This window comes from Coleofasciculus sp. E2-BRE-01 (assembly GCF_040221695.1).
GTDB lineage: Bacteria > Cyanobacteriota > Cyanobacteriia > Cyanobacteriales > Coleofasciculaceae > Coleofasciculus.
Map to the genome: position 1 here is coordinate 1 of NZ_JAVKEA010000192.1, position 11779 is coordinate 11779.

The 11779-nt window shown below is 46.1% G+C and carries 11 protein-coding genes; 8 read left to right on the plus strand and 3 right to left on the minus strand.

Annotated features, from left to right (window positions below; translation table 11 throughout):
• Positions 1 to 298 precede the first annotated feature (298 nt).
• Positions 299 to 2002, plus strand: a complete 1704-nt coding sequence (gene ilvD, locus RIG66_RS24155) for a dihydroxy-acid dehydratase (RefSeq protein WP_446381243.1) — start codon at positions 299 to 301, stop codon at positions 2000 to 2002.
• 153 nt (positions 2003 to 2155) lie between these two features.
• Positions 2156 to 2329 (plus strand): hypothetical protein, encoded by a 174-nt coding sequence (locus RIG66_RS24160; RefSeq protein ID WP_446381244.1) that lies wholly within the window; start codon positions 2156 to 2158, stop codon positions 2327 to 2329.
• 204 nt (positions 2330 to 2533) lie between these two features.
• On the opposite strand, the gene RIG66_RS24165 is transcribed toward RIG66_RS24160, so the two are convergent.
• From RIG66_RS24165 to RIG66_RS24175, 3 genes are all read right to left on the minus strand, one after another.
• The gene (locus RIG66_RS24165; RefSeq protein WP_446381245.1) at positions 2534 to 2686 is read right to left on the minus strand and encodes a hypothetical protein; all 153 of its coding nucleotides are present in this window, start codon (positions 2684 to 2686) and stop codon (positions 2534 to 2536) included.
• Between the two features lie 5 nt (positions 2687 to 2691).
• Positions 2692 to 2859: a hypothetical protein gene (locus RIG66_RS24170; protein WP_446381246.1), complete on the minus strand. Its 168-nt coding sequence runs from the start codon at positions 2857 to 2859 to the stop codon at positions 2692 to 2694.
• Between the two features lie 249 nt (positions 2860 to 3108).
• On the minus strand, positions 3109 to 4728 hold the full coding sequence (locus RIG66_RS24175; RefSeq protein WP_446381247.1) for a hypothetical protein: 1620 nt from the start codon (positions 4726 to 4728) through the stop codon (positions 3109 to 3111).
• A 130-nt stretch (positions 4729 to 4858) separates the two neighbouring features.
• On the opposite strand from RIG66_RS24175, the gene RIG66_RS24180 reads away from it, so the two are divergent.
• The 6 genes from RIG66_RS24180 (at position 4859) to RIG66_RS24205 (ending at position 11363) form a co-directional block, all read left to right on the plus strand.
• A complete protein-coding gene (locus RIG66_RS24180; RefSeq protein WP_446381248.1) occupies positions 4859 to 5089 on the plus strand; it encodes a hypothetical protein in 231 nt (76 codons plus the stop codon).
• A gap of 21 nt (positions 5090 to 5110) precedes the next feature.
• The gene (locus RIG66_RS24185; RefSeq protein ID WP_446381249.1) at positions 5111 to 5716 is read left to right on the plus strand and encodes a glutathione S-transferase family protein; all 606 of its coding nucleotides are present in this window, start codon (positions 5111 to 5113) and stop codon (positions 5714 to 5716) included.
• 260 nt (positions 5717 to 5976) lie between these two features.
• Entirely contained in the window at positions 5977 to 6849 is an 873-nt protein-coding gene (locus tag RIG66_RS24190; RefSeq protein ID WP_446381250.1) for a pentapeptide repeat-containing protein, read from the plus strand.
• A 132-nt stretch (positions 6850 to 6981) separates the two neighbouring features.
• On the plus strand, positions 6982 to 9105 hold the full coding sequence (locus RIG66_RS24195) for a tetratricopeptide repeat protein (protein WP_446381251.1): 2124 nt from the start codon (positions 6982 to 6984) through the stop codon (positions 9103 to 9105).
• A 541-nt stretch (positions 9106 to 9646) separates the two neighbouring features.
• Entirely contained in the window at positions 9647 to 10396 is a 750-nt protein-coding gene (locus tag RIG66_RS24200) for a response regulator transcription factor (RefSeq protein WP_446381252.1), read from the plus strand.
• Positions 10397 to 10778: 382 nt separating this feature from the next.
• Positions 10779 to 11363 (plus strand): thioredoxin family protein, encoded by a 585-nt coding sequence (locus RIG66_RS24205; RefSeq protein WP_446381253.1) that lies wholly within the window; start codon positions 10779 to 10781, stop codon positions 11361 to 11363.
• Positions 11364 to 11779: the final 416 nt, after the last annotated feature.

Here is an 11779-nt window from a genome sequence, read left to right on the forward strand (position 1 = left end):
GGTGAGGTGAATGGTGGTAGGTGTGAGGTTTTTTCGCCTCCAACAGACAATTCCATCCCGACACCCGACACCCGACACCCGACACCCGACACCCGACACCCTTGCTCAACCGAGCTTTCACCTTAAGTTGACACCAATGGGTAGAGACGTAGCATGCTACGTCTCTACTGTGGTAGATTCTGAGACAATCAGAACAGAATGATAGCCGTAGAAGCCGTGTTGAGACGTCGGATTGGCGTTGTGCCTCAATTTTTGCGGCTAATCGTGAATAGCCAATCGCTGAGGAAAAGGAAACCAAATGCCAGACAACCTGAGAAGTCAAGTCGTTACCCAAGGTGTGCAGAGATCGCCAAATCGTGCCATGCTTCGTGCTGTCGGTTTTAGCGATCGCGATTTTACCAAGCCAATCGTTGGGTTAGCGAATGGTTATAGTACAATCACGCCCTGTAATATGGGCATCAATGATTTAGCGCTACGGGCAGAAGCCGGACTTAAACAAGCGGGGGCGATGCCGCAAGTCTTTGGTACTATTACGATTAGCGATGGTATTTCTATGGGAACCGAGGGGATGAAATATTCCCTGGTGTCACGGGAAGTGATTGCTGACTCCATCGAAACCGTCTGTAATGGTCAAAGTATGGACGGGGTGCTGGCAATTGGTGGTTGTGATAAGAATATGCCTGGGGCGATGATTGCGATCGCACGCCTAAATATTCCGGCTATTTTTGTCTATGGGGGGACGATTAAACCCGGACATCTGGATGGACAAGATTTAACTGTTGTCAGCGCTTTTGAAGCGGTGGGACAACATAGCGCGGGTAAGATTACAGAAGAACAACTGGTGGCGGTGGAACGAAACGCTTGTCCTGGTGCGGGGTCATGTGGCGGGATGTTCACGGCTAACACTATGTCTTCAGCATTTGAAGCGATGGGGATGAGTTTACCCTATTCTTCGACAATGGCGGCGGAAGATGCCGAAAAAGCCGACAGTACGGAAAAATCCGCGTTTGTTCTGGTTGATGCGATTCGTCAGCAGATTCTACCCCAACAGATATTAACCCGCCAAGCCTTTGAAAATGCCATTTCGGTAATTATGGCAGTGGGTGGATCAACGAATGCGGTACTGCATTTATTGGCAATTGCGCGGGCGATCGGGGTAGAGTTAACTCTGGATGACTTTGAAACGATTCGCGCTAGAGTTCCGGTACTGTGTGATCTTAAACCCAGTGGCAGATATGTGACCACGAATTTACACCAGGTTGGCGGTATTCCCCAAGTGATGAAAATGCTGCTTGTCCATGATTTATTACAGGGTGATGCATTAACGATTACCGGGAAAACCGTGGCTGAGGTATTAGCCGATGTACCCGATGAACCACCCTCAGATCAAGATGTGATTCGTTCCTGGGATAACCCGATGTATAGCCAAGGACATTTGGCGATTTTAAAAGGAAATTTGGCAACCGAAGGTGCGGTGGCGAAGATTACAGGCGTAAAAACCCCCCAAATCACCGGTCCAGCACGAGTCTTTGAATCCGAAGAAGCCTGTTTGGATGCAATTTTGGCGGGTAAGATTAAAGCTGGAGATGTAATTGTGGTGCGTTATGAGGGACCCAAAGGAGGTCCGGGAATGCGGGAAATGTTAGCGCCAACCTCAGCAATTATTGGTGCAGGATTAGGGGATTCGGTAGGATTAATTACCGATGGTCGCTTTTCTGGTGGGACGTATGGTATGGTAGTGGGTCATGTTGCCCCAGAAGCCGCCGTTGGAGGTGCGATCGCGTTAGTCGAAGAAGGGGATTCGATTACGATTGATGCTCCGGCGCGATTATTACAGATTAATATATCCGATCAGGAACTGCAACAACGCCGCGCCAAGTGGCAACCCCCCAAACCCCGATATACCAAAGGGGTGCTGGCGAAGTATGCCAAATTAGTGTCGTCTAGCAGTATTGGTGCGGTGACAGATTTTGAGTCTGTGATCAATCAGATCACGGATTGAGGGGGGGTAGAGACGTAGTATGCTACGTCTCTACATTTGCCCACCCAGTCGGTTGATCAATTTTTCTTTTTCACACATAATTGTTAAAATATGAAACAATTGTAATATTTTGTAGCGACTTTGGGATTAGAAGCCCATTTAGCAGAATAGATTATGGCAGATAGAACAACAACCAAAAATAAAAGCACTCAAGCTGAGACACAACAAGCGCTAGCGAGACGAAATCAAAGTGCAACCGCGCTGGATGTTCAGCCTTTACCGAATAATCGTCCGATTGCGGCTAATGCGACTGAATCGAGTGATGAACTCATGGGCTATTTGGACTAATTAACTATTAGCTAGACAGACATGAATACTACCGATTTCCTCACTGGAGATCGGTGTTTTTTCTGGGGGAGTTTTCTGGGCTTTTCTGGGCTTTTCTAGACGCCCCTCTAAGCAAGATCCCCGACTTCTTGGAGAAGTCGGGGATCTGTATGTGTGTGTACCTTACTTACTTGAAAAGTGCTGTAAGGTTAGACGTAAAGGTAACTAACCCGTAATTTCCCAGAACCCTTTAAAATAGCCCAAATTACGTGCCTCTTCCCACGTCACTTGTAGGTTCTTAAATCCTCTCTCGCCCGGATCATCAACTTGAATAACGTCTTGATCTAACGCATCCAGACGGACAAAATGATTTTCCATTCCTACTAAAGTGCCATGAAATCAGGCAGGCGTAAGGCATCAAAATCCGTTGCCTCTGCGTAGCTTTTCCGTTTTTTATATTTACCTTCTAGTGCCTCAAATATATCTTTAAGCAATGGCAATTTTGACTGATCATAATCCGCTTTCGTTTTCCCAATCCCTTCTAAAACCATTGCCGGAGGTGATCGTCATTTGTCATTTGTCATTTGTCATTTGTAAGGGTTTGAGGCTTGTTGACATAACTTAGTATGGTTGAGTTTATTTCCACTAACCTACTTATGAATCGGGGCGGGTTTAGTTGCATTTGGGTGCAATCGAAACGATAGTAGTAAAACCCGCCCCTACATCCAATACTATTCGGTTAAGGGAGAAGGGGGAAACACACTCCCTTTACCCGTCCATTACCCTGGCACTTTTTTGTATTAGTTAGGGGAACCTGCACCACCCGATAGAAAACTGACGAGCTTTTTGAGGGTAGGAAAACTTTCTTTGGTTCCTTGACTGGAAAAGCCAATAATTTTGGAGAACTCCTTCTCAGATAATTCACCCGACTGATACTGTGCAAAGGCATCAACAACCCGAATTAAATCCTCTGTGGAAAACTCAAAACCCTGCTTGGCGGCAAACTTCACCACCACCGGGGCATTATTCGTGAGGGCTTGTGCTTCTGCGGTGTCGAGTTCTGAATAACTACTAATGTCTCCATCGCCAACACCGAGTAATGTTCCCAGTTGTTGTTGGAGTTGTTTATCTTCGGCAGTTTTCTGCATAAACTGTAACACTTTGGGAACAGTCGTTGCTGGTTTTTCCACGGGAACCAATTGTCCATTAATTTTTTGGTAACGAGTTCCGCGATAGACAAACTCTAGAGTTTGTTTAATTGAGGGTAAACTTGCTGGTATCCCTTGATCAGACAATCCCAGAATTTTAGCTAACTCTTGATCAGATAGTTCATTGGATTTATATCGCACAAAGGCATCAACAACCGTTGTAAGTTGTTCAACGGAAAAGTCAAACCCATGTTGAGCCGCAAATTTTACCACTAACGGGGCGCGATCGCCGATTAACGCAGCAGCTTCTTGCTGATCCAATTCGGAATGGCTACTTATGTCGCCGTCACCGACTCCCAATAATGCTCCTAATTTTTGTTTAACTTCGGGATCGGAAGCCGTTTTCTGCATAAATTGCAGGACATTGGGTGTAGAATCCACCGATTCATGTACGGGGACTAGCTTGCCATTAATGCGTTTATAACGAGTCCCCCGATATACATAGTCTAATGTATTGGTAATTGAGGAGATACTTTCTTTTGTTCCCTGATCTAGGTTCGATACACAAATAATCTTTGAGAAATCGTTAGCTGATATTTCGCCTGATTGATACTGTTGAAACGCATCTACCGTAGTTCTTAAGTCTTCAACGGAAAAATTAAACCCTTGTTGGGCGGCAAACTTGACCACTAATGGAGCGCGATCGCCTGTTAAGGCTTCGGCTTCTTGGACATCGAGTTCCATTTGACTACTGATATCCCCATCGCCAACGCCCAATAGGGTGGCTAATTGTTGCTTTAAGCCCTGATCTTCCGATGTCTTTTGCATAAATTGCAGCACACTGGGCGTAGAATTAGTGGGTTGGATAACAGGAACGAGTTTCCCATTAATTCGTTGATAGCGAGTTCCCCGATAGACGAATTCTAATGCCTTTTTAATCGAGGGAATACTCTCTTGTGTTCCTTGATCGAGGTTGGATAATCCAATGCGTTGCGAGAACTCTGCTTCAGACAGTTCTCCTAACTGATATCGCCCAAACGCATCAACGACGGTTCTTAAATCGTCAACAGAAAAATTAAATCCCTGCTGGGACGCTAATTTGACGACTAAGGGAGCGCGATCGCCCGTCAAGGCTTCGGCTTCTGCCTGATCTAGTTCAAACTGACTACTAATATCGCCATCGCCAACCCCTAGCACTTCCCCTAGGTGTTGCTGTAGCTGTTCATCTTCTGCGGTTCTCCGCATAAATTGCAAGGCTTTTGTGGTTGTCATCTCACTACTCGAAGTTGCGATTCTTATAAAGGAAATATTTTACCTGAATTACATCACTATTCAATAGGTTTTAACAACTCTTAAATCTCTTAGGTTAAGGTTTTGTTATTTTTCCGGCATAATGTTCATTTTGAACAGATTTAGTCTACCCATCGGCTTCCAAAAAGGGGCGGGTTTAGTTCAGTTATCGGTTCATATCGAGAATTTATGGGTCAAACCCGCCCCTACAGATTGGCTTCTGCCGCTTTTCTATCTACTACGGAAATTTTTGCCCTTTGGTCATTTCCCAATCCCCATAATCCTGAAACAGGTTCACTACTATTCAATTCAAGAGCGATCGCATACTTTAAAGTTAGAATAGAGTTCAACATTGCAATGACTAATGATGAAACTATACGATTTTTTACCGTCTGGAAACTGCTATAAGGTACGTTTGTTACTGACTCAACTTGGGATTTTGTTTGAGCGGGTAGAAGTAAATATATTACAAGGAAAAAGCCGAACCCCTGAATTTATGCCCAAAAATCTCAATGGACGAGTTCCTGTTTTAGAAGTTGAACCGGGTAAATTTCTGGCAGAATCCAATGCCATTTTATTTTATCTGAGCCACGGGACACCATTTCTACTTGATGATCCTTGGCAACGAGCAAAAGTACTCCAATGGTTATTTTTTGAACAATATAGCCACGAACCCTATATCGCCACATCCAGATATTGGATCTCGATACTGGGAAAAGCAGAGGAGTATCAGCAAGCACTCGCCCAAAAACGCCAACCGGGTTACACGGCGCTAACCGTTATGGACACTTATTTACAGCAGCATAGATTTTTTGTGGGCGATCGCTATACCATAGCGGATATTGGCTTGTTTGCTTACACTCATGTTGCGGATGAAGGCGGCTTTGATTTAAGCGGATTTCCAGCTATCCTGAGTTGGTTAGAGCGGGTTAAGCTGCAACCGGGACATATTCCCATCACCCAAAAATAAGTAACCCAATCTTGAAATTAATACTATGATTAAAATTGATCGGTCGAGAAAATAAATCAGGTCAGCGCATCTACTGGCAGAGAAGTCACGACTCAAGTTGGTCAAGTTGCTGTGAATGCCGCCAAAGCATCCGATCTATTAACCCTCGTTGAAGCTCTCTACTCAGCCTTTCAATTGTTTGTAGAGAACAAATGGGCATTGGCTGTACAAACTCCGCAACGAGACGACTAAGGGTTAGCCAAACATAAAGGTAGATTCAGATGAACCCTGATGAACTATTAAGTAGATACCAAGCTGGCGAACGAGATTTTTTTCTCATCGACGTTAATGGAGTCAACCTGATGGGTGCGACTCTGAGAGCGGTCGATTTAACTCATGCCAACCTGAGCCAAACGACATTAGTCCAGGCTAACTTGAGCCGCGCTACCCTGCATAATGCCAATTTGCAGGGAGTTGACTTGCAAGGAGCCAATCTGCGAGGTGCTGACTTGAGTGGTGCTGATTTGATGGGAGCGAATTTAGTGGCGGCTGATTTGAGTTTTGCCACGTTGACGGGTGTGGATTTAACTGGGACTAATTTAAGTTTTGCCCGGTTGATGGGCGCTGATCTCAATGGTGCTAACCTCTGTCAGGTTAAGCTATTGGGCGCGGATCTGCGGGGTTCTCTGTTAATTGGCGCTAATCTCAGTCGCAGCAATCTGAGTCGCAGTTATTTATTTGAAGCTGATTTAAGTGAGGCAAATCTGGAGCAAGTTAAGTGGCAAAGCAGTCTGTACAATCTGCAAACTTGTTTTCCTAAAGCGTTTAATCTTAAACAAGGGGGTGCTTATTTAATTGCGCCTGATGTCTCTCTCGCCGGAGTAGATTTAAGCGGTGTTAATCTCAACAGAGAAAATTTACAAGGGGCGAATCTGAGTCGGGTCAATTTAAGTAAGGCTAACTTACGTTGGACAGACTTCCGTGATGCCAACTTGCAGGACGCAAATTTGAGTGAGGCGACTCTCAGTGGCGCTAATTTACAAGGGGCTTCTTTGAGTCAGACAAATTTGGACGGGGCGAATTTAAGCGGTACGACGATGCCCAATGGGGAGTTACATGAGTGTCATGGAATTCAGAAATTGGCTGAGAGGTAGGGAAGCTGGGGAAGCCATGTAGAGACGTAGCACGCTACGTCTGGAAGCTGGGGAAGGGATTGGCAAAATTTTGTGTAAGAATCAATCATATCATTACTGCATGGCAATGCTGGGATTGGCTTGATAAAACCAATGAACTTGGCTCTCGGACAAACAATTGGTGGACGCTATAATATCGTGCGGCAACTGGGACAAGGTGGGTTTGGTGCTACATTTGTTGCCCACGATCACCATTTGCCTAGCGATCGCGATTGTGTGGTGAAGCAACTTAAACCCCAAGCCACTGACCCGTTTACGTTGCAGACGGCGCGGCGTTTGTTTGAAACCGAAGCTAAAATCCTGCATCAGTTGGGTCATCATCACCAAATTCCCCAGCTATTTGCCTATTTTGAAGAGAGTCAAGAATTCTATTTGGTGCAGGAACTGGTTGAAGGGGATAATCTGAGTCAGGAATTGACGCCGGGAACGCAGTGGTCAGATCAGCAGGTGATTGATCTGTTGCAGGAAATCTTAACTATATTAGCGTTTGTTCATCAGCATCATGTGATTCACCGAGATATTAATCCCCACAACCTGATCCGGCGTAAATCCGATCGCAAGTTAGTCCTAATTGATTTTGGCGCGGTTAAACAAGTTAGCACTCAGATAGTGCAGGGACAATCCTCTAGCTTTACGGTGGCGATTGGTACGCCGGGATATCGACCCAGTGAACAAGCCAATGGGAATCCCCGTTTGAGTAGTGATATTTATGCGGTGGGAATTGTGGGGATTCAAGCGTTAACTGGGGTAGCGCCTCAGGAACTGCCAACTGATCCCGACAGTGGAGAAATTTGCTGGCGCGATCGCACGTCGGTTCGTCCAGAGTTGGCGAAGGTTCTGGATAAAATGATCCGCTACGATTTTCGCGAACGCTATCCTTCGGCGGAGGCGGCGTTACAGGCGTTGAATGACTTGATTCAACCCACGAAGGCGACGGTGGCTTTAGGTGCTGCTTCTCCATCGTCACCTGTGACTCAATCCTCTAAACGGAAGAAACTGATAGTTGTCCTATTAATTGCCATGGCGGTAATTGCTGCTGGGGGAGGGGCGACAGTAGGGATTATTAACTGGATTAATTCCACCAATGCCACCCAATCCTATAACCGAGGTGAAACCCTGCTGGAGTTGAGGCGGTATGAGGATGCCCTCAGTGCTTATAATCGTGCGGTTGAACTGCAACCGGACTATGCTGAAGCTTGGCTGGGTCAAGGGGATGCGCTTTTGGCATTGGGTCAGTCTGAGGAAGCGTTGGATGCGTATGATCAGGCGATTCAGATTCAGCGTGAGTATCCAGAGGCTTGGAAAGGACGAGGAGAGGCGTTAGTTGAATTGCAGCGTTATGAAGCGGCGATTAGTGCGTTTGATCAGGTCACGAAACTGCAACCGGAGGATGTAGAAACCTGGGAACGTCGCGGGATGGTACAGATGGAGTTACAGCGCTATTCGGCGGCGATCGCATCTTACGATAAAGCCTTAGAGATTCAACCCAATTATTCCTCAGCCTGGTATCGGCGCGGCTGGGCATTCCATAATTTACAACAGTACGAAGAGGCACTTAAATCTTATGACAAAGCGGTGGAACATAAGCCCGATTCCGCCGAATATTGGTATCAACGGGGTAATGCGTTTGTTAATTTGAACAAACATCGTGACGCGGTGGACTCTTACCAGAAAGCGGTTCAGTTCCAGCCAGATTTTTACCGGGCGTGGTACAGTCAGGGCAGTATTTTGAATAATTTAAATCAATATCAAGAGGCGTTAGCCGCATTTGAACAAGCGGTTAAACTTCAGCCCAACAGTTATGAGGCGTGGTATGGTCGGGCTTGGGCGTTGCATCAATTGCAGCGTTATGATGAAGCGTTAACGGCTTACGAGAAGGCGGTGAAACTGAGACCCAATTCTGAGCAAGCCTGGTATAACCGGGGGAATGTCTTCTATACATTGAAACAATACTCAGATGCGATCGCGGCTTATGACCAAGCTGTTGCCCATAAGCGCAGCCATTACCAAGCCTGGAATAGTCGCGCTAATGCTTTATTTAACCTGAAGCGATACAACGAAGCCTTGACCTCTTATGAAAACGCTTTGACGTATCAACCCGATTACAAAGAAGCGAAGCGGGGGAAAGACCAAACGCAGCGTGAACTTGAGGAGTTTAAAAAGAAATCCCAGCCGCGCTCAGCTAGTAGGGATGACGAGGAAGAAACTGACGAGTGAACTCAAATCTTATTCAAATAAAATTAGCGATATCTTAAATTCAATTCACATCTAATGATTAGTAAATAATTTTTTATTAATTAGGGCTTGCTGCATGAGTGCTGACGTCGCTCTCACAATAGCGTCACGCAAGTATAGCAGTAGACACATCAATTAGGACAAACGAACTTTTGTAGAGACGTTGCATGCAACGTCTCTACCATAAGATGCTTCTACGATAGTAATATAGCGCTTTCCCAGCGTGTGAGGTACACCTAAATGTAGGGGCGCAACGCTTGCGCCCTTAACGATGTATTGCATCAAACCGGAAATTGCTAGATCTGGCGTCTTCTGTACCAGTGAGTCTACTTGACCGACGCCCGAAACAGGATATGTTTCCAAATTAACCCCCCATTATACCTGATTTTCCCAAAAAAAACAGAAAATTTCCATTTTCTTCACAAGTAGTTTAGAATCAGCGCTTATAATCGGTACAGTATCCGTAGTTTCCTGTAACAGTTCTTATCCGATCTTAACAAGTCCTATTAGTAACTACTTAGTGATGCATAGAATCCTTTTAATCGATGACGATCCCGCAATCTCAGAACTTGTCTCCATTAACCTAGAAATGGCAGGATACGAAGTTCACCAAGCGCCCGATGGTATCAAGGGTCAGGCGCTAGCGCTGCAACTCCAGCCCGACCTGATCATGCTAGACTTAATGCTCCCTCGAGTCGATGGCTTTACCGTTTGCCAACGGTTGCGTCGGGATGAACGCACCACGGATATTCCCGTGTTGATGTTGACAGCGTTGGGTCAAACGCAGGATAAGGTGGAAGGGTTTAATGCTGGTGCAGATGATTATCTGACCAAACCCTTTGAACTCGAAGAAATGCTAGCACGGGTACGCGCCTTATTGCGACGTACTGATCGCATTCCCCAAGCCGCCAAGCATACAGAAATCCTCAACTATGGTCCTTTGACGCTGATTCCAGAACGGTTTGAGACGATTTGGTTTAATCAGACGGTTAAATTGACCCACCTGGAATTTGAACTGCTACACTGCTTATTGCAGCGTCATGGTCAAACGGTTTCTCCCAGTGAAATTCTCAAAGAAGTCTGGGGATATGATCCAGATGACGATATTGAAACCATTCGTGTCCATGTGCGCCACCTGAGAACCAAACTCGAACCTGATCCCCGTCATCCCCAATATATTAAAACAGTATATGGTGCGGGATACTGTCTGGAGTTACCCAATAGTGAAGAAACCGCTGAGGCGGGATCATCCAATTCAGCAAAATCAGAATAGATTGGGGATTGGAGAAGTGTTGAGTGTTGAGACGCACCATTATTTGTATGTAGGGGCGGGTTTAGGGATTTTCCTGTTGCGATGGATGATAGCGTTTATTCAAAACCCGCCCTGATTAATGGGTAGGGGCATTTCATCACAATTATTCTCAAACACATAAATTCGTTTAGCATTGGCAATCGGGGCTAAAATGGTCAAAATTTTTTGATAAACATCATGATTAACGGGCGCGGCTAATAACTGACGCTACACTTCAATCAACACCGTCAAATAGCATTCTCAACCCAACGCCTAAAACTGAACAATATCTCGTTGAGTAATCATTCCCACCTGCATGTTTAACAATCCAATCCTCTAATTAGTCAGCAAAGGAGTTAAAATCATGGCACTCACAGCCTCAACCATGTTGCCTCTAGGCAACAAAGCCCCAGAATTCCAGTTACCCGATGTGGTATCGGGCGAAACGATTTCCTTAGACACGTTTACGGGGAAACAGGGATTAGTGATGATATTTCTCTGCCGTCATTGCCCATTTGTCAAGCATGTTCAGGGTGAATTAGCTAAACTAGGTCGAGACTATCAGGATACAGATCTGGGGATTGTGGCAATTAGCGCCAATGATGCCACGACTCATCCTGACGATGCGCCTGAGAAGTTAAAGGAAATGGCACAAGAATTAGGATTGACGTTTCCCTTGTGTTATGACGAAAGCCAGGAAACAGCGAAAGCTTATACAGCCGCCTGTACGCCAGACTTCTTTGTGTTCGATCGCGATCGCAAATTAGTATACCGGGGACAATTCGACGATAGCCGCCCAGGGAATGATCAACCTGTGACAGGTAAGGATCTACGATCCGCGATCGATGCGGTATTGGCGCAGTCTCCCGTCAGTGAAGAACAAAAGCCCAGTATTGGCTGCAATATCAAATGGAAGCCAGGGAATGAACCTGCGTACTATGGCGCTTAAGGATATTTAGCGGTTGGGATTAGGGCGGGTTTCATTGGTAGGGGCGGGTTTAGGCACAAACTTAACCCAGAAACCAATAACCTTTCTGCAAAACCCGCCCTGCCCCACCCTCTCACAACCCCTACCCGTTTTCCACCCGGGATCGCACGCCTACGATGTCGCGGTGGGGGGCGGGTGGGGCTGGGCGGGTTTTGCAGAAAGGTTTGTGGTTTCTGGGTTAAGTGTGTCCCTAACGAATGCCCCTACAAAGCACACCTGCCTTACTCCCACCCTGACAGGGGATAACAAAACCTACCGGTTGCCGACGCGCGATCGCACGCCTACGCTGTCGCGGTGGTGTGAGGTTGGGGCAGGGCGGGTTTTGCAGAAAGGTTATTGGTTTCTGGGTTAAGTTTGTCCCTAAACCCGCCCCTACA